General features: G+C 59.4%; 20 protein-coding genes and 1 pseudogene. 9 read left to right on the forward strand and 12 right to left on the reverse strand.

The features are described 5' to 3' along the window. Positions 1–415 precede the first annotated feature (415 nt). The 7 genes and pseudogenes from K6T12_RS12610 to K6T12_RS12640 all read left to right on the forward strand — a co-directional run bounded on the left by K6T12_RS12610 (position 416) and on the right by K6T12_RS12640 (position 5,244). On the forward strand, positions 416–649 hold the full coding sequence (locus K6T12_RS12610; protein WP_222223031.1) for a hypothetical protein: 234 nt from the start codon (positions 416–418) through the stop codon (positions 647–649). 530 nt (positions 650–1,179) lie between these two features. Further along, positions 1,180–1,602 (forward strand): annotated as a pseudogene (locus K6T12_RS12615) (GIY-YIG nuclease family protein); the annotation flags it as partial. Positions 1,603–1,716: 114 nt separating this feature from the next. Further along, positions 1,717–2,295 (forward strand): hypothetical protein, encoded by a 579-nt coding sequence (locus K6T12_RS12620; RefSeq protein ID WP_222223035.1) that lies wholly within the window; start codon positions 1,717–1,719, stop codon positions 2,293–2,295. A 96-nt stretch (positions 2,296–2,391) separates the two neighbouring features. After that, on the forward strand, positions 2,392–3,123 hold the full coding sequence (locus tag K6T12_RS12625) for an HNH endonuclease (RefSeq protein WP_222223037.1): 732 nt from the start codon (positions 2,392–2,394) through the stop codon (positions 3,121–3,123). A gap of 22 nt (positions 3,124–3,145) precedes the next feature. Further along, a complete protein-coding gene (locus K6T12_RS12630) occupies positions 3,146–3,622 on the forward strand; it encodes a hypothetical protein (protein ID WP_222223039.1) in 477 nt (158 codons plus the stop codon). A gap of 120 nt (positions 3,623–3,742) precedes the next feature. Beyond that, entirely contained in the window at positions 3,743–4,594 is an 852-nt protein-coding gene (locus K6T12_RS12635) for an AraC family transcriptional regulator (RefSeq protein WP_222223040.1), read from the forward strand. A gap of 50 nt (positions 4,595–4,644) precedes the next feature. Beyond that, positions 4,645–5,244: a LysE family translocator gene (locus tag K6T12_RS12640; protein ID WP_222223042.1), complete on the forward strand. Its 600-nt coding sequence runs from the start codon at positions 4,645–4,647 to the stop codon at positions 5,242–5,244. Positions 5,245–5,504: 260 nt separating this feature from the next. Here the strand turns inward: K6T12_RS12640 and K6T12_RS12645 are convergent, their stop codons facing one another. Further along, positions 5,505–5,702, reverse strand: coding sequence for a tautomerase family protein (locus tag K6T12_RS12645; protein WP_222223044.1), 198 nt, complete (start codon positions 5,700–5,702; stop codon positions 5,505–5,507). Positions 5,703–5,724: 22 nt separating this feature from the next. After that, entirely contained in the window at positions 5,725–6,294 is a 570-nt protein-coding gene (locus K6T12_RS12650; RefSeq protein WP_222223046.1) for an NAD(P)H-dependent oxidoreductase, read from the reverse strand. 138 nt (positions 6,295–6,432) lie between these two features. Here K6T12_RS12650 and K6T12_RS12655 point away from each other — a divergent pair, with 138 nt between their 5' ends. Further along, the gene (locus tag K6T12_RS12655; protein ID WP_222223048.1) at positions 6,433–6,786 is read left to right on the forward strand and encodes a winged helix-turn-helix transcriptional regulator; all 354 of its coding nucleotides are present in this window, start codon (positions 6,433–6,435) and stop codon (positions 6,784–6,786) included. Positions 6,787–7,169: 383 nt separating this feature from the next. Here the strand turns inward: K6T12_RS12655 and choV are convergent, their stop codons facing one another. The 10 genes from choV to K6T12_RS12705 form a co-directional block, all read right to left on the reverse strand. Then, positions 7,170–8,393, reverse strand: coding sequence for a choline ABC transporter ATP-binding protein (choV, locus tag K6T12_RS12660; RefSeq protein ID WP_222223050.1), 1,224 nt, complete (start codon positions 8,391–8,393; stop codon positions 7,170–7,172). Positions 8,394–8,395: 2 nt separating this feature from the next. After that, complete coding sequence (choW, locus tag K6T12_RS12665; RefSeq protein ID WP_222223052.1) at positions 8,396–9,235, reverse strand: choline ABC transporter permease subunit; 840 nt, start codon at positions 9,233–9,235, stop codon at positions 8,396–8,398. A gap of 66 nt (positions 9,236–9,301) precedes the next feature. Next, positions 9,302–10,195, reverse strand: coding sequence for a choline ABC transporter substrate-binding protein (locus K6T12_RS12670; RefSeq protein WP_255611710.1), 894 nt, complete (start codon positions 10,193–10,195; stop codon positions 9,302–9,304). Positions 10,196–10,412: 217 nt separating this feature from the next. Then, complete coding sequence (gene betA, locus K6T12_RS12675; RefSeq protein ID WP_222223057.1) at positions 10,413–12,077, reverse strand: choline dehydrogenase; 1,665 nt, start codon at positions 12,075–12,077, stop codon at positions 10,413–10,415. A 21-nt stretch (positions 12,078–12,098) separates the two neighbouring features. Next, the gene (gene betB, locus K6T12_RS12680) at positions 12,099–13,556 is read right to left on the reverse strand and encodes a betaine-aldehyde dehydrogenase (protein ID WP_222223059.1); all 1,458 of its coding nucleotides are present in this window, start codon (positions 13,554–13,556) and stop codon (positions 12,099–12,101) included. A gap of 24 nt (positions 13,557–13,580) precedes the next feature. Beyond that, positions 13,581–14,180 carry a transcriptional regulator BetI gene (gene betI / locus K6T12_RS12685; RefSeq protein WP_222223061.1) on the reverse strand — a complete coding sequence of 200 codons (600 nt, stop codon included), beginning with the start codon at positions 14,178–14,180 and terminating at the stop codon, positions 13,581–13,583. A gap of 1,029 nt (positions 14,181–15,209) precedes the next feature. Beyond that, positions 15,210–17,192, reverse strand: a complete 1,983-nt coding sequence (locus tag K6T12_RS12690) for an aconitate hydratase (protein ID WP_222223063.1) — start codon at positions 17,190–17,192, stop codon at positions 15,210–15,212. 27 nt (positions 17,193–17,219) lie between these two features. Further along, entirely contained in the window at positions 17,220–17,453 is a 234-nt protein-coding gene (locus K6T12_RS12695) for a DUF2789 domain-containing protein (protein WP_222223065.1), read from the reverse strand. A gap of 269 nt (positions 17,454–17,722) precedes the next feature. After that, on the reverse strand, positions 17,723–19,456 hold the full coding sequence (locus K6T12_RS12700; protein WP_222223067.1) for a cobaltochelatase CobT-related protein: 1,734 nt from the start codon (positions 19,454–19,456) through the stop codon (positions 17,723–17,725). Further along, a complete protein-coding gene (locus K6T12_RS12705) occupies positions 19,453–20,439 on the reverse strand; it encodes an AAA family ATPase (protein WP_222223070.1) in 987 nt (328 codons plus the stop codon). The genes K6T12_RS12700 and K6T12_RS12705 overlap by 4 nt, the downstream gene beginning before the upstream one ends. Before the next feature lie 327 nt (positions 20,440–20,766). Here K6T12_RS12705 and K6T12_RS12710 point away from each other — a divergent pair, with 327 nt between their 5' ends. After that, positions 20,767–25,158: an EAL domain-containing protein gene (locus K6T12_RS12710; RefSeq protein ID WP_222223072.1), complete on the forward strand. Its 4,392-nt coding sequence runs from the start codon at positions 20,767–20,769 to the stop codon at positions 25,156–25,158. Positions 25,159–25,199 lie beyond the last annotated feature (41 nt).

Genomic DNA, 25,199 nt, shown 5'->3' on the forward strand with positions numbered 1-25,199 from the left:
CAATCTGCAATCTTGTGTTTTTGAGCTTCATGCAGATATAGCAAGGCGGGCGGATGGGGTGCGCCGGTATGCTTGATCTTTGTTTATGGACTAGCCTGACTTTGAGGCTTGGTGCGGCGAACCTGTTTATAGCCAGGGTTCCGGCGTGTGTATAGGCGGGATGGTCTCAACTTGAAACCCGTACTGATGTGAGCAGGCTGGCTGAGTGGCATGGGGACAATGCAGGCGCACAGTCTGATTGCCATCACACGAATCCTGTCGCCTATCGTGCAGAGGGGAAGGGATCAATAGTGTTGCGAAACATGAAGACCACGCAGAAATTATCTATACGGTATGCAGTATAGATAGGTAAATTACGGCGTGTCGTATAACAAACTGATAGCTCAGGTGGTATAGGAACGAGTTAGGTGCCGATATGAAGAAAAAGGAAAATGGTTTTTGGCTTACCCTGGGTCTTCTTGGTCTTCTCCTTGTACCATTAATCTTCATCGGATGGATTTTCTTAGGGGTGAGCTTTCAGGCTCAACTAGAGTTGAATGCTGTCTCAGTATCATCGTGGGTTGTCGCTCTATCCACGGTGATCATTGCGATGCTGATACTTGTTCTTGCCACGGAAACATGGTGTTTGAGAGGGGCCCAAATAGAATAGATTGAAGAGTTAAGGCGTGATGCACTGTGTCCGAATGTAATTTAGAGTTTTACCTGTTGTTCGCTCCTTCCTTACTCTAACTTATTAATATTCGTATCGAGAATAACGGAAAAGGTGCTAAAATAAAATCAGATGTGATTTTAAGCCGAAAAACGGTGAATTGGATGAAAAAACGAAAACCAATTGATACAACAGCTTATTGGTTTAGATATGCTTCATAACGGAATTTTCTCTTTGGATGCTAAGCGATAGGCTTTGGCCGCCGGTTCGAGAATAGCGAGGGTTGAGCACGCGAAGCGCTTTGACCAGCTTCGCCTCACGCGGACGCACTATAGTGCGTTGGTGCGCTTCGACGTTGGGCGGCACGGGGGAATCGCGAAATATTGAGACAGGCGTAGATCTTGTCCGACCGTGATAGAATTCAGGTTGAACCGATAGTTTGAAAATCCATTGATCTGACTGGGAGACTAGTCAATGGCAATTAAACGACGTGCGACAGTCAAAAGAAAAAACGCTCTGGGGTTGTATATTTCGCCATAAATTCGAGAATAACTCAGATGGTTAAAATCGGCATGACAATCGAAACTGCGGAATCACGCATTGAGCTGGCGAACCGTAGAAACGAATTTATGTGTGGAAGATGGGAAATAGCCCAGAAAGTTAAAACAAACGATGCCAAGCGAACTGAAACATTGGCCCATACATTATTTGAGCAATATCACGATAAAGATAGCATCTCAACGGAGATGTACTTTATTCCAGATGGCATGTCTGTTAAACAGATGGCCGATCATGTTCGTGAAAAAGACCGAGTGCATATTGAACATCTTGAAGAAAAAGAAAAGCTGGAGGCGGAAGTTGCTGCTGCACAAGAAAAGCTTAGGCAGTTGGCAGCCAAGCACAAAGCTGAATTGACTCGTGATCTTCCAAGTACTGAAGTGGAAGAGGATTGACGCCTAACCAGTCGCTGCAGGGGACGTTAGACCCGTCACGCGCTTTGCTGCCGAAAAGCTGTTGCCGCTTCAAACGATCCTGAGCCTAGGTGTTATTCAAATTAAGGACTGACGATGCAAATAGCATGTTTAGGATGGGGCTCTCTGATATGGAACCCTGGTAATTTACAGCTTTCATCTGGTTGGAACAGCGATGGACCTAACCTGCCGATAGAATTTGCTCGCGAATCTGCTGATGGTCGAATTACATTAGTATTGGTTGATGGTGTTAAACATTCACCCGCGCTGTGGGCGATACTAAGGGCAACGGACATCGAAACAGCTAAGGCTGATTTAGCTAAGCGTGAAGGAATATCTGATAAGAGTATTAAATTTTCTATTGGGTGTTGGGAGTCTAACTCAGGTACATCGCATGGGAAGTGCTCGGAAGAAATATCTAGATGGGCATTGGGGAAAGGATTGGATGGTGTAGTGTGGATAAATCTGAAGTATGGGTTTCGATCCAATCGAGATGAATTTCCCACATTGACTGGAGTCATAGAGCATCTGAATGGGTTGTCACTGGATCAAAAATGCGTGGCAGAGGAGTATGTTCGCAAAACACCAGTTCAAGTAAGAACCGAATACAGAATTGAGTTGGAAAAAAAATTTGGCTGGTTTCCGGTCAGTGATGATGCATCACAAAACCATTAACTAAGAAAAGATGTTAGGCCCAATTAGACTAGATATTTAGATAGGTAATTTGAAGTATGCCGAATAATAAGCCGTTATGTGGAGAGAACGTGGTTCATGAAAATTACAACTGAAATGACACGGTCAGCCTATGCTGCAGCAAAGGATGTGTATGAAAGGATAACTAAGCTTGGTGATGCATTAGATCATCTTGAAAGTGATTTCGGCATGAATCGTGGAACTGCTAATGATTATATCTACGGCTTCAATAAAATGATGAGTGGTGAAAGGTATAAGCGTACATTTAATTCCGAGGCAACTGACTATTATTTTAATAATATCTATATGGATTATGGTTTATGTGCCCTAAGAAATGCATTGCAGGCTGCCACAGCTCATGTTGAATATTATGAGGGATTGGGTCGTGGAAATTTGAATTCGATAAGAAGTTTAATAGCAGAGTACCAATCGCTTATTTTCACTGAACAATCGATTTATCCGGATGATTTGGATGAGCCAGAAGTTTTGCTGGAAGGGCATAAGAAAAGAGTATTCGTAAACTCTTATGAACGAAACCCTAGAGCTAGGGCCAAATGTGTCGAACACTATGGAACAACATGTTCAGTATGTGAAATGAACTTTGGAGAGGTATACGGGGAGTTGGGTCAAGGATTTATTCATGTCCATCATCTGCTTCCTGTCTCTCAATTAGGAAAGGAATATGAGGTAGATCCGGTCCTTGATTTACGGCCTGTCTGCCCAAATTGCCACGCGATGCTGCATAGAAGAAACCCACCTTTATCAATCAGTGAGCTAAAAGAAATGAAAAAGGGTATCAGGCCAAGGTAGTTACAGTTTGGTAGATAGATGTATGAAGCTAATAACTTCTATTTTTATTTTAACTCTGATGGGTTGTTATTCCTCGCTGATTGGAACTTCTGTCCCCCCTTACCCTGACGGTATAGTGAGCAAATACGGTAAATGTATTGGAAAATCACTCGGTAAAGGGCGGTTGTGTGATTACGCTGTGGGTGAATTACGACAAGAAGATGAAAAACCATATGCTCTAACCGTTAAAAAGCAGATCGGTCGTTCAGGTAACCGAGCAATTTGGGAGATCACAGATCAGATAGATTGGCCTGAAGAACCCGATAATACTTTTCTCTCGATGGGAATATGTCTACAAAATGGAGTGTTTGATGATACTATTGTTGCACTTGTGGAAGTTACAGAGAAACGGTGGTTCAAAGCTAAAAGTTGGGCACAAAAAGTAGACTTAAAGACAGGTAAATTTTTTGATATATCCCCTGATGGAGTTGAGTGTGAGAATGAAGGATGGGGACTATAAAATAGTGAATGTGTCGCTCCCTTTTTCAGGTAGTGTAGGAAACGACACAGAACTCTGAACACTACCCCGGGGTTAACTGGTAACCTTTCTGCATCACCTCTGAGTTAGCTTCAATTGGCCATGGCACATTCCACACAGAGCAACTGGGTTCACTTTGATCGTGATACCGACAGCGGGATCGAGCTGGTGCGTACCCATTTCACCGGTCATAGCCATGCGTATGATCCGCACTGGCACGACGATTACCTGGTCGGCTACAACGAGCAGGGCTTGCAGCAGTTTCACTGCCGTGATCAGGTGCAGCGCGTCACGCCGGGCAACAGTTTTCTGATTGAGCCCGGCGAGATCCATGACGGCGAGGCGCCGCAGCAGGAGGGGTTCACCTACCGCGCGCTCTATCTGCCGGCGGACTGGCTGCACCGCCAGCTGAGCGGCATCTTCGAGGATCTTCCCGATCAGTACGAGCTGCATGTGGAGTCCACCCTGTCGGACGACCGTCGCCTGATGGGCAGTATCGCCTCGGCCTTTATCGCGCTGCAGGCGCAGGAACCGCGTATCGTGCGCAGCGCCTGTCTGGATCAGATGATCGAGCGGATGACGACCCACCTGAGCTGGCGGAGAAAGCAGGCGCATGAACTGCTGCTGCCGCGATTGGCCCGGGAGGGGCGCGATTACCTGCATGCGCACCTCTTCCAGGATATCGGGTTGGAGGATATGGCGGCGGCGTTGGGCAGCGATCGTTTCCGGGTCACTCGGGCGTTCAAGGCCGCTTTCGGCGTGGCGCCCCACAGCTATCTGATCCAGTTGCGACTGGTACAGGCCCGGCAGTTGTTGGCGCTGGGGCGTAGACCTGCCGATGTGGCCAGCGCACTCTGTTTTTCCGATCAGAGCCACCTGGGCCGCTGGTTCAGGCGTGCTTACAACCTGACGCCTGCCGCTTATCGTAATCTCTGCACCAGCGTTCCAGACTGACCATCAGCCGGCGGGGGAGAATTTGAAGACACACCCAGAGAGGAGTCTTCATGTCTACGTTGGTTTTCAGCTTTTCCCTGTTCGCGTTCGTCGCCTCTATCACGCCGGGGCCGACCAATGTGCTTGCCCTGAGCAATGGTAGCCGGTTCGGTACCCTGGCGACCTTGCCCTTCGTGATCGGCGCCGCCTTCGGCACCTCGGTGATCCTGTTGTTGACCACCAGCGGGCTGGCGGAGCTGATCGCAGGCTATCCGTTGCTAAGCCGGATGTTGGCCTGGCTGGGAGCACTCTGGCTGAGCTGGATGGCTTGGAAGCTGTTCCATGCCCCCGACATCGACCACCAGGCGCGCAATGGGCTCGCCCGGGCAGGTTGGCACCAGGGCGCGCTGATGCAGCTGGTCAACCCCAAAACCTGGATGATGGCACTGACGGTTAGCGGGCTGTTCGCGCCGGGTGATGGTGCCGCCCTGGCCCACAACCTGCTGCTGGCGCTGATCTTCTTTACCGTCACCGTGCCCTGCATCGCCGCCTGGGCCTGGTTGGGTGAGGGCAGCGGCCGGTTAATGAAAACCGAGGCTCGGCAGCGCCGACTGAACCAACTGCTGGCGCTATTGCTGGGGGCATCGGTATGGATTGCACTGCTTAGCTGAAGGCTGCTCCCTGTGATTGAGGGGGCGGTTTTGCTGGCGCCTGAGCATTTGGCGAATGAGGTGTCGCGTGGGCACAAGAGATGTGCCCACGCTTTCGAACTGTATGCGCTGTCAGGTACATGCGATCACACCTCAGCCGGTGTCCCTTGGGGCATGCGGCTGAGAGGGGGATTTACTGCGGGCGCCAAAGCGTCTGCTGAATTAAGAATTGGGTCCGACCATATTTTGAGGGTATGCAAATAGGCACTCAGCCACTCGGTCTATCGAAGCTGCTGCTTTAGTTGAGTCACTGTTTTGCCTCCCAGTGCCAGGTTGTCATCGGGAAGCTCGCGAATCGACACCATGAACATCGCTTCAGGGATGCCGGTTATATCGGCGGAAGCTTGCGTCAAACACTCGATAAGCTTTTGTTTAACGGCATCAGGCAGTTGGCCGGACTCGAAAGCAATATGGGGCATAAGGGGTTCTCCGGGTTAGGGTTTAGGCCGCATTCATCAAGCGGTATTGCTCAATTTGGTTGAGTAATCGATCGGCGTGATTTTCCGCACGTAGCGCAACCGCTTCTTTCTCGTTCCATACCCCGGGGATATAGACCATATCATGACTGATAACGGGCGCTTGCCATTGCATCCCGCAGAACTTAGCCGTTTGCTGCAAGGGCGTCAGAAAGGTTGTCATCGGGAAGCTATTGTCGCCGCCTTCCTGGTATGAATTCTCCGGTCCGCCCACCGTGACGGATACCATAAATCCTTTGCCGTGTAACTTATCGCCCTGCGAACCATAGGCAAACCCGTATTGCAGAACCCTGTCCATCCATTCTTTTAGCAGTCCTGGCGCGTTGTACCAGTGGATCGGGTATTGAAGTACAATCAGATCGGCACTTTGTAAAGCGCGCTGCTCAGCCTCGATGTCGATATCAAAGTCGGGGTACAAGCGATAGAGATCGCGGACTTCCACATGACTCTCAGCTTTAAGCTTGGTTATAATTCGACGGTTGGCAATAGATCGGTTTTCCATATCGGAATGGGCCAGCAAAACAAGGGTGTTCATTATTAGTCCTCATGAGATGGAATTTTTAAAGTCCGTATTGCGAGATGGAAAGACGATAGCAAAGGCCGAAATTTTTCGTAAGAACGCAATTTTTTGATACCTGGTACCCTTTTGTATACCAATGGAGTTTTGAGGCCCATGGCTCACACGGACTACGACTGCAATCATGGCTGCCCGGTAGAGGCGGCCCTGGAAGTTATTGGCGGCAAGTGGCGGGGCGCCATCCTCTACCACCTGTTGCAGGAGGTCATGCGCTTCAACGAGATACGGCGCCTGATGCCCGATATAACCCAGCGAATGCTGACCATGCAGCTGAGGGAGCTGGAGGCCCACGGCCTGGTTTTACGAACGGTTTACCCGGAAGTTCCACCACGGGTGGAGTACGCCATTACCGACTACGGAAAAACCTTGGCTCCGGTAATCAGTTCATTACATAGCTGGGGGCGAATGCACCTTGATAAGGTGAGACGGGTGGATAATGATGAATTTTAAAATCTTGTTACGGTGTTGTAATAAGTTTTTTAAGTGATTATGCGCAGGCTTGATAAAATAAAAATCACTGAAACTGTGATAATTCAGAAGGGCACTGAGCTTTGATGGAAGGGAACCAATGGTGAAATTCCTATTACGACAGGCTAAAGACAAGGGTTGTACAGAGCAATTGACCCGGCGAAATATGGAAGCCTACGATGCTTGGTCAGGGTTCAGCTGGGGCCGCACATTGTTCGAAAAGAACTTTAACTAAGCTCAGCAGCGGAAGTTGTCTTCCTGCGATTTGCATCCATCAGGCCGAAAGCGTTAAGCGAGAATATACAAATAAAAAAACCGGCGTATCGGATACGCCGGTGTTAATGGGGTGTAGCACGAACTAAGGATCAGGCCGCTTCGGTTTGGCCGGTTTTTTCGGTTTCTTCAGTCCCTTCGGTCTGGCTGAAGTGCTTGCCGAGCAGGCCGTGGTAGAAGTTGTGGTCCGACAGTACGCCGACGAAGTTGCCCTGTTCTTCCAGCAGTACCGGCAGGCCGGTCTGGTAGCGCAGCTCGATGGCGGTGCGCATCGAAATCTCCGGAGAAGCGATCGCCACCGTGCCCTTGTCCAGTGGCGGGGCGTCTTTCTGCCAGCGTTGTGCCGGTAAAGGCTGGCTGCCACGCAGTACGCTGCCGATGCCGTCCTGTTCCGGTTGCAGCCAGAGATCGTGGGCGGGATCGAGCTGCTGGCGACCGTCCAACTGCGACAGTTCTGCCTTCGGCGTCATCAGGGTGCGGCCGGCCAGTACGTTGAGCGGGTTGGTATGGGCGACGAAATCCTCGACGTAGCGGGTTTTCGGGTTCAGCACGATCTGCTCCGGGGTGTCGTGTTGGATGATGCGGGCCGATTCCATGATCGCGATATGGGAGCCGATCTTCAGCGCTTCGTCCAGGTCGTGGCTGACGAAGATGATGGTCTTCTTCAGCGCCCGTTGCAGCTCGATCAGTTCGTCCTGCAGCTGGGCGCGGATCAGCGGGTCCAGCGCGGAGAACGGCTCGTCCATCAACAGGATGTCGCTGTCCATCGCGAACGCCCGGGCCAGGCCGACCCGCTGCTGCATGCCGCCGGACAGTTCGTGCGGCAGTTGGGCGTGCCAGTCGGCCAGGCCGACCATCTCCAGCTTCTCCATCGCCCGGCGCTGGCGTTCCTTCTTGTCGATCCCCTGCATCTCCAGGCCGAAGGCCACGTTGTCCAGTACGCTGAGCCAGGGCATCAACGCGAACTTCTGGAACACCATCGAGATGCGGTGGGTGCGCAGCTGGCGCAGGGTGCGCTCGTCGCAGTCGGCCAGGTCGATACTGCGTTCGCCATCGCGCACCCGCAGGTGGCCGCGGCTGATCGGGTTAAGGCCGTTGATGGCGCGCAGCAGGCTGGATTTGCCGGAGCCGGACAGCCCCATCAGTACGCAGATCTCGCCTTCGTCGACCGAGATGCTGGCGTTGTGTACGCCGACCACGTCGCCGGTCTGGTCGATGATCTGTTGCCGGCTGAGGCCCTGGTCGAGCAGCGTCAGCGATTTGGCCACGTTGTCGCCGAATACCACGTCGAGGTTCTGGATATCGATTACGCTCATGGTTATGCCTCCTGACCCGGTTTCTTACACAGCCGGTCGAGCAGGATCGCCACCAGCACGATCGCCAGGCCCGCTTCGAAGCCCTGCGAGATATTGACGGTGTTCAAGGCACGTACCACCGGTTTACCGAGGCCGTCGGCGCCGACCAGCGCCGCGATCACCACCATCGACAGCGACAGCATGATGCACTGGGTGACCCCGGCCATGATGCTCGGCATCGCCGCCGGCAGTTCCACCTTGAACAGCAGTTTCCAGCGGGTGGCGCCAAACGCCTTGGCCGCTTCGGTCAGTTCCTCCGGCACCTTGGATACGCCCAGGCAGGTCAGCCGGACCGGCGCGGCGATCGCGAAGATGATGGTCGAGATCAGCCCCGGTACCACGCCGAGGCCGAACAGCACCAGCGTCGGGATCAGGTAAACGAAGGTCGGAATGGTCTGCATCAGGTCGAGTACCGGCCGCAGCAGCGCGTAGAAGCGCGGGTTGTGCGCAGCGATGATGCCCAGCGGGATGCCGATCAGCACGCACAGGAAGGTGGCGACCAGCACCAGCACCAGGGTTTCGATCATCTCCTGCCAGTAGCCGAGGTTGGCGATCAGCAGCAGCGCGCCGACTACGAACAGCAGCAGCGGCCAGCTGCGGTGCAGCCACCAGGCCAGGCCGGCCACCAGGGCGATGATGGCCAGCGGCGGCAGCCAGAGCATCAGGCTGGTCACCGCGAGGATCATCCATTCCATGCCGGCGGCCAGGGCATCGAAGAAGCCGGCGGCGTTGAGGGTCAGCCAGTCGACGAAGATTTCCATCCATTCGCCGACCGGTATTTTATTGTCGGTAATCCAGTTCATTGGCAATCCTCCGGGTGGGGCGTGGCAGAGGGGAGCGGGACGCTCCCCATTGGGCTGAGACGGGGGTTACAGCTCCAGGTGACGACGCACCGCTGCCAGGCCCGGCTGGCCATCTTTGGTGTTGATGCCGTCCAGCCAGCTGTTCAGCACTTCGGGATTGTTTTTCAGCCAGATGCGTGCCGCTTCACGCGGTTCCTCGCCGTCGTCGAGGATCGAGCCCATGATCTGGTTCTCCATCGCCAGCGAGAACTGCAGGTTCTTCAGCAGCTGACCGACGTTCGGGCACTCCTTCAGATAGTTCTTGCGGACGTTGGTGTAGACGGTGGCGCCGCCGTAGTTGGGGCCAAACCAGTCGTCACCGCCGCTCAGGTAGGCGATATCGAAGTTGGCGTTCATCGGGTGCGGGGCCCAGCCGAGGAAGGCGACCCACTTGTTGCGGCGGATCGAGCGCTTGACCTGGGACAGCATGCCGGCTTCGGAGGACTCGACCAGTTTGAAGTCGCCCAGCTCGAAGGCGTTCTTGTCGATCATCTCCTGGATCAGACGGTTGCCGTCGTTGCCGGCCTCGATGCCGTAGATGGCGCCGTCGAACTTGTCCTTGAACTTGACCAGGTCGGCGAAGCTTTTGACGCCCTGATCATAGGCCTCCTTGTTGACCGCCAGGGTGTACTTGGCACCCTCCAGGTTGGCGCGCACGGTTTCGACGGTGCCGGCTTTACGGTATTTGGCGATATCGCCCTCCATGGTCGGCATCCAGTTGCCGAGGAACACGTCCAGGTCGCCGGCCGCCAGCGAGCTGTAGGTGACCGGTACCGACAGCAGTTCAACGCGCGGCTGGTAGCCGAGCCCGGCGACCAGTTCCGAGGCTACCGCGGTGGTGGCGGTGATATCGGTCCAGCCGACATCGGAGAAGCGCACCGTTTCGCAGCTGTTGGCCAGCGCGCCGGCGGAGCCGAACATCGCCGCGGCCAGGCCGGTGGTGGCGATCAGCCGGCGCCAGGCCGGCGTGCGCTGGGTGGAGGTGTAGTTTTTGTCAGTATTGTTGCTCATAGGGCTTCCTTTTATTTTTCTGATTCAGCCATATCGCCAAGGAAACCAGGCCTGCCGGTCGGGTTGCCTTGGGGATACAGCGTGGCGGCAGCTCGGCTGCCACACAGGTTTTAAGGGATTCGTTGGTTCAGCGCTGGGTGGTCTGGTACTCCGGATGGATCCAGACCGGCACATTCGCCGCCGGCAGTGCCGGCTTGCCGAGAATCAGGTCGGCGGCGCGTTCCGCCACCATGATGGTCGGCGCGTTCAGGTTGCCGTTGGTGATGGTCGGGAACACCGAGGAGTCCACCACCCGCAGTGCGTTCACACCGCGTACCCGGCAGTCGGCATCCAGTACCGCCATCGGGTCGTCGTCGGCGCCGATCTTGCAGGTACAGGAGGGGTGGTAGGCACTCTCCACGTTGGCCCGTACCCAGGCGTCGATCTGTTCGTCGCTCTGCACCGCCATGCCCGGCTGGATCTCGTCGCCCCGGTAGGACGCCATCGCCGGCTGCTGCAGGATCTCGCGGGTCAGCCGGATGCAGGCGCGCCAGTCGATCCGGTCCTGCTCGTCCTGCAGGTAGTTGAAACGGATGCTGGGCTTGCCGGCCGGATCGGCCGAGGTGATCCGCACATAGCCGCGGCTTTTCGGCTTGTTCGGTCCGACATGGACCTGGAAACCATGGCCCGGAATCGCTTTGCCGCCGTCGTAGCGCATCGCCGCCGGCAGGAAGTGGTACTGGATATCCGGCCACTTGAGCCCGGCCCGCGAACGGATGAAGGCGCAGGATTCGAAGTGGTTGGTGGCGCCGAGGCCATCCTTGAACAGCAGCCAGCGGGTGCCGATCAGACCTTTGCTGATCGGGTCCAGCTTGCTGTTCAGGGTGATCGGCTGGCTGCAGTGGTACTGGAAATAGACCTCCAGGTGGTCCTGCAGGTTTTCCCCGACCCCCGGCAGTTCATGCTTGAGCTCGACGCCGGCCTGCTGGAGTACCTCGGCCGGACCGATGCCGGACAACTGCAGCAGCTGCGGCGAGCCGATTGCGCCGGCCGCCAGGATCACCTCCTGGTTGGCCTTCAGCTGGCTGACCTTGCCATTGCGCTCATATTCGATGCCGACCGCGCGACCATCTTCCAGCAGTATCCGGCGGCACAGTACCTGGCTGATCAGGGTCAGGTTCGGCCGCGACAGGGCGGGGCGCAGGTAGGCGTTGGCGGTGGACCAGCGCACGCCGTCTTTGACGGTCATATGCATGGTGCCGAAGCCTTCCTGCTGCTGGCCGTTGTAGTCCTCGGTGGTCGGATAGCCGGCCTGCTCGCCGGCATCGATGAATGCTTGGTAGAGCGGGTTCAGCCGCATGTCGTTGCCGGCACAGGTGGCCAGCGGGCCGTCACCGCCGCGATAATCGTCGGCACCGTCCTTCCACTGCTCGGCGCGGCGGAAGTAGGGCAGGCAGTTCTGGTAGTTCCAGCCCTCGGCGCCTTCGGCCTCCCATTGATCGAAGTCGCAGGCGTGGCCGCGCACGTAAACCATGCCGTTGATCGACGAGGAGCCGCCCAGCACCTTGCCGCGTGGGCAGTCCAGTACGCGGTTGTCGAGATGCGGTTCCGGTTCGCTGTGGAACTGCCAGTTGTAGCGCGCGGTATTCATCGGGTAGGACAGCGCGGTCGGCATCTGGATGAAGATGCTCTTGTCGCTGCCGCCGGCTTCCAGCAGGGCGACCGAGTAACGGCCGTCCTCGCTGAGCCGGTTGGCCAGTACACAGCCGGCGGAACCGGCGCCGACGATGATGTAGTCAAACTTGTCTGCCATGAGGGCTCCTCCGCCGATCGGTCAGTAGGGACGCTCGAGGTCGTCCAGACGGACGTAGACGCTCTTGGTCTGGGTGTAGTGGTAGAGGGTGGCGATGCCGTTCTCGCGGCCGATGCCGGACTGCTTGTAGCCGCCGACCGGCATTTCGGCCGGTGAATCGCCCCAGCTGTTGATCCAGCAGATGCCGGCCTGCAGCTGGTTGATCACCCGGTGGGCGCGGCTGATATCGCGGGTGAACACCCCGGCGGCCAGACCGTAGTCGGTGTCGTTGGCGCGCTCGATCACCTCCAGCTCACTGCTGAAGCGCAATACCGACATCACCGGGCCGAAGATCTCTTCGCGGACCTGCGGCATCTCGTCGCTGCAGTCGACGAATACCGTCGGCGCGACGAAATTACCGCTGGCCAGCTTACCGTCGGTAACCCGTTGGCCACCGCAGAGCAGGCGGGCGCCGGCCGTTTTGGCAGCCTCGATGTAGCCCAGTACCTTTTCCAGATGGTTGGTGGAGATCAGCGCGCCGACCTGGGTGGCCGGGTCGAGCGGATCGCCGACGATCATCTGGCCGGTGCGTTTGGCCAGTTCCTCGACAAAGGCGTCGTAGATGCCGTCCTGCACGAATACCCGGGTGCCGTGGGTGCAGACCTCGCCCTGGGTGTAGAAGTTGGCCAGCATCGCGCCGGATACCGCGTTGTCCACCGAGCTGTCGTCGAACACGATCAGCGGCGACTTGCCGCCCAGCTCCATGGTGACCTCTTTCAGGCTGGCGGCGGAATCGGCCATCACCGCCTTGCCGGTGCCGCACTCGCCGGTGAACGACACCTTGGCGATACGCGGATCGCCGGTCAGCAGCCGGCCGGTGCGGGCGTCGCCCTGCACCACGTTGAATACCCCGTCCGGCAGGCCTGCTTCGCTGTAGATCTCGGCCAGTTTGAGGGCGGTCAGCGGCGTCTCCTCGGACGGCTTGAACAGCATCGCGTTACCGGCCGCCAGCGCCGGGCCGGATTTCCAGCAGGCGATCTGGATCGGGTAGTTCCAGGCGCCGATGCCGGCGCAGATACCCAGCGGTTCACGGCGGGTGTAGAAGAAGTTCTGTGCGTCCAGCTGCTGGTAGTCGCCCTGGATCTTGGCCGCCAGCCCGGCGTAGTACTCGATCACGTCGGCGCCGGTCTGGATATCCACCACGCTGGCCTCCTGCCAGGGCTTGCCGGTATCCAGCACTTCCAGCCGGGCCAGTTCGTCGTTGCGCTCGCGCAACAGGTCGGCGGCACGCTGCAGGATGCGGCCGCGTTCGACGCCGGTCATCGCCGCCCAGCGGGCCTGGCCCTGGCGGGCCGATTCGATCGCCTTGTCGATCACCGCTGCATCCGCCAACTGGACCTCTGCCAGCGGCTCGCCGGTGGCCGGGTTGCGGGTCAGAAACGTCTCGGCGTTCGGCGCGTCATGGGCGCAGCCGTGAATATATGAGCGTTCAACCTTCATGATGTTCTCTCTCGTACCCTGAACTTAGTTGGCGGAGCTGCCAGCGTGCAGCTGCAGCTCCAGGTAGTCGGCAATGATTCGCTGGGCCAGGTCGCTGTTGATCCCTTCGGGGGTCAGCGCGCCGCGCAGCCAGATGCCGTCGATCAATGCGGCAATCGCCTGGGCCACGAACTGGGCCCGGTCGCGCGGCATCAGCCGGCGCAGTTCCAGCCGCAGATGGGACAGCAGCCGTTTTTCGTTGACCCGCTGTAGCCGGTAGAGCGCCGGGTCGTGCATCGCCAGCGACCAGAACGCCAGCCAGGTCTTGACCACCTTGGGGTCCAGCTGGCGCGGGTCGAAGTTCCCGCCGACGATCGCCTTGATCCGGCCCGGCACGTCGTCCGGCTGGCACTCGGCCAGGCGCAGACGCACCGCCTCGGACAGCTGGCGCAGCACGTGGCGCATGGTGGCCTCTAGCAGGCCGTGCTTGCCGCCAAAATAGTGGTTGATGATTGCCGGCGAGACCCCGGCGTGGCGGCTGATCATCGCCACGCTGGCGCCCTGCAGGCCAACCTCGTTGACCGCGTCCATGGTGGCGTTGATCAACTGCGGTTTCCTGATCTCCGGCATCCCGATTTTAGGCATACAGCAATCCGAATCTGTTTTTTTAATTAAATGTTTATTTAATAAAAACAGAGTGGGTCATTCGAAGTCAAATCAAAATCTGTAATTTTTTTGTCGGATTGAATGAGATTTTCGCAACTTCGTCAGACGAGGTAGCGCGGATGGAAGTGTTTTTTCGCTGCCTAAAGGGTTTCATTCAGGAAGGCCAGGGAAGTGGTTTTTGCAAGCTGATAGCGGCAATATGTCGCCAACTGGCAGCTGGATGTCGCTTAATGGTGGAAATGTCGCGGATCGGCAAGAATGACTGTCGTAGACGGACTTGAGCGGCTGTGTGGCTGGTGCGCTAGGTCAATGCGAATGTTTTGTGTCGAAATAATTAGTGTTGTAATGGCTTGGTGCTGGGCTGAGCATCTTTGCGTGCCCAGGCCATCAGAGATCGGCAGGCCCAGTAAACGGGAGCGGGCTGCTGCGGCACGGACTCCTGTAGCAGCGAGCTCCGACCGCGACCGGGCTGGCACGGCCTGCGGGTGTCGCCCTCGGAGCGGGCTGCTACGGCACGGACCCCTGTAGCAGCGGGCTTGGCATGCCCTTTGGGTACTGACCGCGACCGGGCTGGCACGGCCTGCGGGTGTCGCCCTCGGAGCGGGCTGCTGCGGCTAGACTCCTGTAGCAGCGGGCTTGGCATGCCCTTTGGGTACTGACCGCGACCGGGTTGGCACGGCCTGCGGGTGTTGCCCTCGGAGCGGGCTGCTGCGGCACGGCCCCCTGTAGCAGCGGGCTTGGCATGCCCTTTGGGTACTGACCGCGACCGGGTTGGCACGTCCTGCGGGTGTCGCCCTCGGAGCGGGCTGCTACGGCTAGACTCCTGTAGCAGCTGTAGCAGCGGGCTTGGCATGCCCTTTGGGTACTGACCGCGACCGGGTTGGCACGTCCTGCGGGTGTCGCCGCGGGGTGCGCCTCCCACGAAACCCGGTTGGACCAACCGACAGCGCGCCAAACTTTCCGCTACGACCCACTACAACCCGCGACTTGCCGCTTCAAGCTTGTCGCTTATGGCTTTTTAGCTGAGGGCGTCGGGCCATTGCTGCGACGCCGGTCGCTGCTCTGTTTCTGCCGCACCCAGTTGATCAGCCCGCCGGCCAGCAGTACCGCCACCTGGCGCTGGCTGAGGCTGTGCGAGAGCGGGTAGTGCTGGTTGCGGCTCTGGTTGGTCAGTCGGATGGCGCTGTTCTGCTCCAGCGCGGTACGGATATCCTCGAGTGCCAACTGGTCGTCCTGCTGCAGTCGATCCCAGTCGGCCGGATCGTCGAAGGTCAGCGGCAGGATGCCGAAGTTGACCAGGTTCTGCCAGTGGATACGGGCGAAGCTCTTGGCGATCACTGCCTTGAGACCCAGGTAATGCGGCGCCAGCACCGCGTGTTCGCGACTGGAGCCCTGGCCGTAGTTGCGTCCGCCAACCACAAAGGAGCCCTCGTGCTGGTAGGGCAGGGCGCGCTCGTAGTAGCTGGCGTCTATGCGGCTGAAGGTGAACCGGCTGATCGCCGGGATATTACTGCGCAGCGGCAGGATCTCGGCGCCCGCCGGCAGAATCTCATCGGTGGAGACGTCGTCGCCCATCTTCAGCAGCAGCGGGCCCGCCAGCCGTTCCGGTAGTGGCTCGAATGTCGGCAGCGGCTGAATATTGGGGCCTTTCTCCAGCGCCACCGGCGGCCCGCTGGCCAACGGCTGGATCGCCTCGAGGTTCAGCGGCAGGTTGTCCGGTTCGACGAAGCGCGGATACTGCATCGCCAGCGTGCGCGGGTCGGTGATCACTCCGGTCAGCGCCGAGGCGGTGGCGGTTTCCGGGCTGCACAGGTAGACCTGATCCTCCGGCGTGCCGGAGCGGCCAGGGAAATTGCGCGGTACCGTGCGCAGGCTGATCCGGCCGCTGGCCGGGGCCTGGCCCATGCCGATACAGCCGTTGCAGCCGGTCTGGTGCAGACGGGCACCGCTGTGCACCAGTTTGCTCAGCAGGCTGAGCTTGATCAGCTGCTCGAGCACCTGGCGGCTGCTGGGATTGATATCCAGCGACACGTTGTCCGGTACCCGCTGGCCGTCGACCATCAGCGCGGCGATGGCGAAGTCGCGCAGTCCCGGGTTGGCCGACGAGCCGATATAGGCCTGGCCGATCTCCCGGCCGGCCACTTCGCTGACCGGCACCACGTTACCGGGGCTGCTGGGGCAGGCGATCAGCGGCTCCAGTTGGCTCAGATCGATGGTCTCGTGCAGGTCGTAATCGGCGCCGGGGTCGGCGATAAGTTCTGACCAGTCAGCGGCGCGCTGCTGCCGGGCCAGAAATGTCCGGCTGTTGTCGTCCGATGGAAACAGGCTGGTGGTGGCGCCCAGTTCGGCACCCATATTGGCGATCACATGCCGGTCCATCGCCGACAGCTGGGCCAGCCCGTCACCGTGGTACTCGATGATCTTGCCGACCCCGCCATCGACACCGTGGCGACGCAGCATCTCCAGGATGATGTCCTTGGCGCTGACCCAGTCTGGCAGCGTGCCGGTCAGCTCGACGCCCCAGATCTGCGGCATCTTCAGGAAGAACGGCTCGCCGGCCATCGCCATCGCCACCTCCAGGCCGCCGGCGCCGATCGCCAGCATGCCCAGCGCGCCGGCTGCGCAAGTATGGCTGTCGGAGCCGAGCAGGGTTTTGCCCGGCACGCCGAACCGCTCCATGTGCACCGGGTGGCTGATGCCGTTACCCGGCGGGCTGTAATAGACGCCGAAGCGGCGGCAGGCGCTACGCAGGAAGCGGTGGTCGTCGGCGTTCTTGAAATCGGTTTGCAGCAGGTTGTGATCGACGTACTGGGCCGACAGTTCGGTCTGTACCCGCGCCAGCTCCATCGCTTCCAGTTCCAGCATCACCAGGGTGCCGGTGGCATCCTGGGTCAGCGTCTGGTCGATCCTGATGCCGATCTCCTGGCCGGTTTGCAGCTGTCCCTCCAGCAGGTGGCTGGCCAGCAGTTTCTGGGCGACATTGCGCTTCATCGTGGTGACCCCGCTCGGTCAAATCGTTCAGTGACGCAGACTGGTATCCAGTTGGTCGACCACTTCGGCCCAATCGGCATCTTCGAGGATCGCTTCCTGCAGGAAGCGGGCCTGGGCGGCGTTCCAGAATGGCGCTTGGTCAAGACGGATATCGTCCTGCAGGTTTTTGTGCTTCTTGATGAAGTTTTTGATCTCCCGATCGCTGCTGGGTAGACCGAGTTGTGCGAACAGGGTGCTGAGGTCGTGGTGCGAGGTATCCATGGTCCGGCTCCCGAAGTTGATACGACGTTCAGTAGTCAAGGCAGGTACAAGTATAGTGGCTGTTGGTGGGTTTATTGGCCGGGGGGATGAGCAGCGGATTGGCCTGAACGATGATTGGCAGGTGTCTGTGCCGCATTGAAGATTATCTGTCGCCCGACGGACGTGTCACACCCGTCGCGGTCGGTACCCAAAGGGCATGCCAAGCCCGCTGCTACAGGAGTCCGTGCCGTAGCAGCTCGCTCCGCGAGCGACAGAGTGTAGATGTTCATTCAACGCCGGCCGAGCAACTGCAGTATCTCCATAAAGACGCCGTTATCCAGCGACTCTTCAATATCCAGGGCGAGGCTGCGGCGGTAGTAGGCGCTGAGATCCAGGCCGACGCCCAGCGCGTAGAGCTCGATCTCGCCGCGGCTCTCCAGCATCGCCGCCACCTGCTTGAGGTGGTTGTCCAGATAATCCGCTTCGTTGTTCAGGCTGGTAGCGGTGTCCATCGGACAGCCGTCCGACAGCACGATCAGGATCTTGCGCTGCTCCGGCCGGCCGTTCATCCGGCTGGCGGCCCAGAGCAGTGCCTCGCCGTCGATCCCTTCGCGGAACAGGTCGGGTTTGAGCATCGCGGCGATCGACGGCCGGGCACGGCGCCAGCGGGTATCGGCATCCTTGTAGACGATATGGCAGAGTTCGTTGAGCCGGCCCGGGTTGGCCGGTTTGCCCTGGCGCTGCCACTGCTTGACCACCTTGCCGCCCTGCCAGGCGCCGGTGGTGAAGCCGAGGATCTCGGTGTTGGCGCCGGCCTGTTCCAGTGCCCGGCTGAACAGGTCGACCAGCATGGCGATCGATTCGATATGGCCCTTCATCGAGCCGGAATTGTCGATCAGGAAGGTCACCAGGCAGTCGCTTTGCGGCTGGTTGCGCTCCTGCTTGAACAGCTGGCGGTTATCCGGGTTGGTCACCAATGCCGGCAGCCGTCGTCCATCCAGGTAGCCTTCCTCCATGCCGAACTGCCAGCCGTCCCGTTGTGGCGCGGCCAACAGTCGACGCAGCAGGCGGGTCAGCCGGTTCAGGTTAACCCCCTGGCCGGCGATGCGCCGGTCCAGCCGCTCGCGCAGCTGTGGCAGCAGGGCGGGGCGCACCGCCTTGGCAGCCGGTAGCTCGCGGTCGAAGGCACGACTGAACACCCGGTAGCTGGCCAACTGCTCGGTCAGTGTTTTCCATGCCTGTGTCGAGCCGCTGGCACCCAGCGCAGCCAGCTCACTGTCGCCCTCGTCGATGTTCAGATGCAGGTTGAAGCTGCTGATCAGCTCCTCTTTGCGCGCCTTGGCCGCCTGTTCGTCGCTCTCCCGGTCGAGTTGTTCGACCAGGCTTTCCAACACTGCGACTATCCCCAGTGCATGGTCGGCATACTTGGCCTGGAAAGCGGCCTGGCGACGCAGCCCGGCCAGGTCGTGACCGATATGGGGTGCCAACATCATCCGGTGCGGCTCGATCAGTCCCTCGGTACGTTCGTCCACCGGCCGGCCGCTAAGCCGCGACCAGCAGACCTGGGCCAGGGTGTAGACCAGCAGCCCGACATGATTCTCGGTCATGCTGGAGCTGTTGAACTGTTCGCACCAACGCTGAAATCGATGCAGCAGGTTCTGCTTCATGCCCGGCAGTTGGGCCGTCGCCAGCGCCTCGCAACGTAGCTGCTCCAGCAGTTCGAATACCAGCCGGGAGACCGGCGCCTGCGGCATCTTCTGCTGGTGCAGAACCGGATCGCTGTACAGCAACCTGAGCGCCATGCCGTCGGCGGCGCCACGGAACGATCGGAAGTCGTCGACGGCGGCATCGGTGTGCAGGTGCGGCGCGTGGATCGGGCAGCGTTTGCCGTTCAGCTCCAGTTGGCGGCCGCGAAAGCGCAGCCCCGGCAGGCCGGTCAGCGCCCGCAGGGTGGCGGCGCAGAGTTCTTCTGCCTGCTGCTGCAGCTTTTCGGTACGCGGTGCGCGCTCTTCAGCTTGGCTCATCCGGCCAGAACCTCGGCCTGGTTCATATAGGACTCGGCCAGCTCCTGGTCGAAGCAGCGCTGGTAGTACTCGGCGACGACGGTACGCTCGGCCTCGTCACATTTGTTCAGGAATGACAGTCGGAACGCCACCGCCGGGTCGCGGAAGATCTCGATATTCTCCGCCCAACTGATCAGGGTGCGCGGCGACATCAGGATCGACAGGTCGCCGCTGGCGAAACCCTGGCGGGTCATCTGAGCGACGCCGAGCATGGTCTCCACCAACTGGCGGCCCTGTTCGTTCTGCAGCGAGGGGACCCGCGCCTGGACGATCTGCACCTCGTCGGCCGGCGGCAGGTAGTTCAGCGTGGTGACGATGTTCCAGCGGTCCATCTGTGCTTGGTTGACCAACTGGGTACCGTGGTACAGGCCGTTCAGGTTGCCGAGGCCGACAGTGTTGGCGGTGGCGAACAACCGGAAGCTCGGGTGCGGTTGGATCACCTGATTCTGGTCCAGCAGGGTGAACTTACCGTCCCGCTCCAGAATCCGCTGAATCACGAACATCACATCGGGCCTGCCGGCATCGAATTCGTCGAAGATCAGCGCCACCGGCCTCTCCAGCGCCCAGGGCACGATGCCCTGCTGGAACTCGGTCACCTGCTTGCCGTCGCGCAACACGATGCTGTCGCGGCCAACCAGGTCCAGCCGGCTGATATGGCCGTCCAGATTGATTCGCACGCAGGGCCAGTTCAGCCGTGCCGCCACCTGCTCGATATGGGTCGACTTGCCGGTGCCGTGCAGCCCCTGTACCAGCACCCGCCGGTCGCGGCTGAAACCGGCCAGTATCGCCAGGGTGACCTCCGGGTTGAAGTGGTAGGCCGGGTCGATCTCCGGTACATGGTCGTCCCGCTCGCTGAACGCGGGTACCTGCAGGTCGCTGTCGATCGCGAACAGCTCGCGTACCGAGACCATCTTGTCCGGCTGATCAATCTGAATGTCGCTCATCGGGTTACCTTTTGCTGGATTCCGGCCGTAGTGGGCGCAATGATGGGCTCGATTCTAGGTCAGCAAAGGCTTTGGATATTGGACCAATTGTGCAGGGCATATACGGCCAGGCGGCGGCAATGGGCGATTTTTAGCCCCATATTTCCGTTGGTTATTTGGTAAGATTGTTCAACTTCGCAGGGTGCTTCAGTATGGCGGTTTATGTTACCGGCCGGCGAAGGGAAGCTTGGTCGGTGCCGGCTTACAAGGGGGCGACCAGGCGATGAACAGGGTTACAGGTAGGTTGTCGGGATGCATTTTGCGGGTTCATTTGTTATAGCGGTGTTTTTGACAGCGCTGGGTTACCTGGTTACCGGTGCCCTGGGGTTGTCGCTGGCCATTCCACCCGGATTTGCCACCGTGATCTGGCCGCCGTCGGGTATCGCCCTGGCGGCGGTGCTGTTGCTGGGCGATCGCGCTTTGCTGGGCGTCTGGCTGGGGTCCTTCCTATTGAACCTGTTCGTGGCCGCCGGCGGTGAACTGTCGGCAATCGGCAGCCCGGTCACGCCGGCGCTGATCGGTCTGGGCGCAGCGCTGCAGGCCAAGCTGGCGGCGACCTTGGTTAGGCGTAGCGTCGGCTTCCCGTTCCCGATCCACCGTACTCGCGAGTCGCTACGCTGTCTGCTGCTGGGCGGGCCGCTGAGCTGCCTGTTCAATGCCACGATGGGCACCGGTGTGCTCTACTGGCAGGGCATTGTCACGTCGGCCAACTACTGGGACCAATGGCTTACCTGGTGGGTGGGCGACACCATCGGCGTGGTGGTGATGACACCGTTGTTGCTGCTGTTCTTCGCGCCGCCGCGCAATCTCTGGTGGCCGCGGGTCAGGACGGTCGGCCTGCCGTTGGCGCTGATTCTAGCGATCGGAATGGCGCTGTTTCTGCTGGGCGATGAAAAGGAAAAGTCGCACCAGGCGGAGCTATTCGCCGAGCATTCGGCGCTGCTGCAGGACTCGCTGCAGGAGAAGGTCGATGCCACCGTCGACTCGCTGTACGCGCTGCGTGGCTATATTCGCGCCACTGACAACCCGACCCCCGAAGGCTTCGCAACCTTTAGTGAGGAACTGCTGCAACGCTCGCCGCATCTGTTCGCCGTGTCCTGGAACTGCTGGGTGCCCCATGCGCAACGGGCCGAGTTCGAGCGGCAGATGGCCCGCCGCTATGATCAGCCGGACTTCAGCATCCGTCAAAAGAAACCGGAAGGGGGGCTTAAAGTTGCCGACCCGGCCGACCACTATCTGGTGGTCAGCCTGGTAGAGCCGATGGCAACCAACCGGGCGGCATTGGGCTTCGATGTCTACTACGATCCGATCCGCCGGTCGACCATCGATCAGGCGATCCGCACCGGTCGGGCGATCCCCACCGAGAAGATTTCGCTGATACAGAATCACGGTTCCCGCGATGGCATGCTGATCTTTCTGCCGGTGGCGCAACAGGCGGATTCGCTGCAACAGTCGGCCGGCATGGTGGTCGCCGTACTGGTGTTCGACGAGCTGGTGGCGCCGGTGATCGCCGATCACCGGATGCCGGGCAGCGAGGTGGCGCTGATCGATCCGCGCGCCCAGCGCAAGGTGCTCTACCGCTCGGAGCAGGCGATCAGTGACGAACAGCTGCTGGCGGCACTGGACCGGGCCGAGTATCCGCTGCAGCAGCAGCGGGAGATTCGCATCGACGGTCACCGCTGGCTGTTGGTGCAGTATGCGCCGCACGAACTGCTGTCGCTGGCCTGGGACAGCTATTTCCTGATGGCGGCGGGTTTCCTGTTCACCGGTCTGTTGAGCTGGTTGCTGCTGGTGATCGCCGGTCGCACCACGGAAGTAGAGGAGGAGGTCAGTGAGCGTACCCACCAGCTGTCGGTACTGAACCACCTGCTGGCCGAATCCCAGCGGCTGGCGGAACTGGGTAGCTGGCGCTGGAATCTCGCGGACGATACTCACCACTGGTCGGCGCAGATGTACCAGTTGCTGGGGCTTTCGCCGGAGGAGCAGACCGCTTCGCGGGAACTGTTTTTCAGCCATGTCCGCCCCGAGGCCCAGGCACTGGTGCGCGAGGGCTTCGAGCGGGCGCGCCAGAATATGCAGACCGTCAGCGACCTGTGCTGCCCGCTGGTCGGTTCGACATCGCGTGAATCGGGCCGGCTGCTGCGGATCAATATCGAACCGGCCGGCGACGCTAATCGCCCAGCACTGACCATCGTCGCTCAGGATGTGACCGAACAGCAGGCGGTGGAGGATGCGTTACGACGTAATGAATCCCGTTTCCGCGCGCTGGTCGAGGATGTCAATGCGGTCGGCTGGGAATACGATGTTCGCGCTGACCGGTTCACCTACGTGTCGCCCCATAGCCAGAAGATGCTGGGTTATCCGGCAGAGGCTTGGGGCACTCTGTCTGCCTGGGCCGAAATGATCCACCCGGATGACCGCGATCAGGCGGTTCATTTCTGTACCATAGAGACGGCGCAGGGCCGAAGTCACACCTTTGAGTATCGGATGTTGACCATTGACGGCCGGGTTATCTGGGTCCGGGATGCGGTTACCGTGATCTGCGACGATGAGGGACGGCCCTCTCATCTGGTCGGGGTGCTGACCGATATAGATACGTTGAAGGCGCAGTCAGAAGTGTTGGCGGAACAGCGACGTACCTTCGAAGCGTTGCTGGACAACGCGCCGATCGGAATCTGGCTGACTGATCGCAATGGTCGGGCCCGGTTCGTCAACCAGACTTTCTGCAATGCGCTGGGGATCGACGAGCAGACCTTCCTGGAAGCGGAGCACTATGTGGTGCCGCTCGGCGAGGAGACCGCGCAGCGCTTCCGCGAGTCCGATACTGCTTGCCTGGCGCAGCAGGCTCCCCACCGATCAACCGAAACCCTGACGTTCGACGATGGCGAGTTGCATACCCTGGAACTCACCAAGGTCACCCTGCGCAACGATGATGGCGAGGTGGTCGGCTTGATCGGCCTGGCCAACGATGTGACCAGCCGGCTGAAAGCGGAAGAGTGGCAGCGCCAGGCGGCGGTGGTGTTCGACCACAGTCGTGAAGGGGTGATCGTCACCGACGCCGAGCAACGGATCCAGGCGGTTAACCGCGCCTTCTGCGATATTACCGGCTACACGGAAGAGGAGGTGCGTGGCCGGCGTCCGGGGATTCTCAAATCCGGCCGCCATGACCACGACTACTATCGACGGATGTGGCAGTCGATCGACGGTCAGGGGAGCTGGCAGGGCGAGATCTGGAACCGCCGCAAGGATAGTGAACTTTATCCCGCCTGGCTGACCATCGCGGCGGTGCGGGACGAACGGCAGAATCTGCAGAACTATGTGGCGGTATTCTCCGATATCAGCCAGATCAAGGAGTCACAGCGGGAGTTGGAGCATCTGGCCCACCACGACCTGCTGACGGGCCTGCCCAACCGGGTATTGTTCAACGATCGGCTGGAACATGCGATGGCGCGGGCCGATCGCAGCGGCGAGCGGCTGGGACTGTTGTTCCTCGATCTCGATCATTTCAAGAATATCAACGACAGTCTTGGGCATGAGACCGGCGACCTGTTGCTGCGCCAGGTGGCTGAGCGGATTCGCACGACCCTGCGCCAGTCCGACACCGTGGCCCGGCTCGGTGGCGATGAGTTCGCCATCCTGCTCGAGGAGATGGGCGAGGCGGATGAAGCTGGCCGCCTGGCCGAGTTGCTGATCAAGCGGATTGCCAGTGGTTACCAGGTTGAGGGGCGCGAGCTGTTCGTCGGTACCAGTATCGGTCTGGCGTTCTATCCACAAGACGGCATCGGACGCACCGAACTGCTGCGCAACGCGGATGCGGCGATGTACCGTGCCAAGGCCGCCGGCCGCAACACCTACCATTGCTATACCCGGCAGATGACCGATGACGCCTATCGTCATGTCCAGCTGGAAAGTGAATTACGTCGCGCCATCGAACAGCAGCAACTGGAGTTGTACTACCAGCCGCAGTTTTCGATGGATGGCAGCCGGTTGAGTGGACTGGAGGCGCTGGTGCGCTGGCGGCACCCGGATCTGGGCATGATCCTGCCGGGCCATTTCATTCCACTGGCCGAAGAGTCGGATCTGATCGTGGCGCTGGGCGAACTGGTACTGCATAAGGCCTGCCGCCAGGGTCGCCAATGGCTGGATCAGGGGCTGGAGTTCGGCCGCATCAGCGTCAACCTGTCACGCGCCCATATGCTGCGTGCCAATATCCTGCAGCTGGTGGAGCAGGTGCTGGCCGGCAGCGGTCTGCCGGCCGAGCGACTGGAGCTGGAAATCACTGAAAGCTTCTTCCTGGATCACCGCGACCAGGCCTATGAACTGTTGCACAGTATCCGCCAGTTGGGCGTGACCCTGGCAATTGATGATTTCGGTACCGGTTACTCGTCGATGTCCTATCTGAAGCAACTGCCGGTGCAGAAGCTGAAGATCGACCGCGCCTTCGTGCAGGCGTTGCCGGACGACGCCGATGATGCCGCCATCGCCCGGGCGATCATCGCGCTGGGCCACAGCCTGAAGTTCACGGTGATCGCCGAGGGGGTTGAAACCGAGGCGCAGCAGGCGTTTCTGATGGCAGCCGGCTGTGATCAGCTGCAGGGCTATCTCTACGGTACACCACAGCCACCGGCGGAAATCGAAGTGCGCTGGCTGGCATCTGCAGAACTACGGTGTCCAGTCTGATCAAGGACGGTGCCTTGGCACCGTCCTTGCAACTTCTACTA

Origin of the sequence: Marinobacterium arenosum (assembly GCF_019795155.1) — a bacterium.
Classification (GTDB): Bacteria; Pseudomonadota; Gammaproteobacteria; order Pseudomonadales; family Balneatricaceae; genus Marinobacterium_C; species Marinobacterium_C arenosum.

What these genes read in the sequence shown, in the direction of transcription:
- K6T12_RS12610 (WP_222223031.1), top strand. Translation starts at nt 416, where the DNA reads ATGAAGAAAAAGGAAAATGGTTTTTGGCTTACCCTGGGTCTTCTTGGT.
- K6T12_RS12620 (WP_222223035.1), top strand. Translation starts at nt 1,717, where the DNA reads ATGCAAATAGCATGTTTAGGATGGGGCTCTCTGATATGGAACCCTGGT.
- K6T12_RS12625 (WP_222223037.1), top strand. Translation starts at nt 2,392, where the DNA reads ATGAAAATTACAACTGAAATGACACGGTCAGCCTATGCTGCAGCAAAG.
- K6T12_RS12630 (WP_222223039.1), top strand. Translation starts at nt 3,146, where the DNA reads ATGAAGCTAATAACTTCTATTTTTATTTTAACTCTGATGGGTTGTTAT.
- K6T12_RS12635 (WP_222223040.1), top strand. Translation starts at nt 3,743, where the DNA reads ATGGCACATTCCACACAGAGCAACTGGGTTCACTTTGATCGTGATACC.
- K6T12_RS12640 (WP_222223042.1), top strand. Translation starts at nt 4,645, where the DNA reads ATGTCTACGTTGGTTTTCAGCTTTTCCCTGTTCGCGTTCGTCGCCTCT.
- K6T12_RS12645 (WP_222223044.1), bottom strand. Translation starts at nt 5,702, where the DNA reads ATGCCCCATATTGCTTTCGAGTCCGGCCAACTGCCTGATGCCGTTAAA.
- K6T12_RS12650 (WP_222223046.1), bottom strand. Translation starts at nt 6,294, where the DNA reads ATGAACACCCTTGTTTTGCTGGCCCATTCCGATATGGAAAACCGATCT.
- K6T12_RS12655 (WP_222223048.1), top strand. Translation starts at nt 6,433, where the DNA reads ATGGCTCACACGGACTACGACTGCAATCATGGCTGCCCGGTAGAGGCG.
- choV (WP_222223050.1), bottom strand. Translation starts at nt 8,393, where the DNA reads ATGAGCGTAATCGATATCCAGAACCTCGACGTGGTATTCGGCGACAAC.
- choW (WP_222223052.1), bottom strand. Translation starts at nt 9,235, where the DNA reads ATGAACTGGATTACCGACAATAAAATACCGGTCGGCGAATGGATGGAA.
- K6T12_RS12670 (WP_255611710.1), bottom strand. Translation starts at nt 10,195, where the DNA reads ATGTTCGGCTCCGCCGGCGCGCTGGCCAACAGCTGCGAAACGGTGCGC.
- betA (WP_222223057.1), bottom strand. Translation starts at nt 12,077, where the DNA reads ATGGCAGACAAGTTTGACTACATCATCGTCGGCGCCGGTTCCGCCGGC.
- betB (WP_222223059.1), bottom strand. Translation starts at nt 13,556, where the DNA reads ATGAAGGTTGAACGCTCATATATTCACGGCTGCGCCCATGACGCGCCG.
- betI (WP_222223061.1), bottom strand. Translation starts at nt 14,180, where the DNA reads ATGCCTAAAATCGGGATGCCGGAGATCAGGAAACCGCAGTTGATCAAC.
- K6T12_RS12690 (WP_222223063.1), bottom strand. Translation starts at nt 17,192, where the DNA reads ATGAAGCGCAATGTCGCCCAGAAACTGCTGGCCAGCCACCTGCTGGAG.
- K6T12_RS12695 (WP_222223065.1), bottom strand. Translation starts at nt 17,453, where the DNA reads ATGGATACCTCGCACCACGACCTCAGCACCCTGTTCGCACAACTCGGT.
- K6T12_RS12700 (WP_222223067.1), bottom strand. Translation starts at nt 19,456, where the DNA reads ATGAGCCAAGCTGAAGAGCGCGCACCGCGTACCGAAAAGCTGCAGCAG.
- K6T12_RS12705 (WP_222223070.1), bottom strand. Translation starts at nt 20,439, where the DNA reads ATGAGCGACATTCAGATTGATCAGCCGGACAAGATGGTCTCGGTACGC.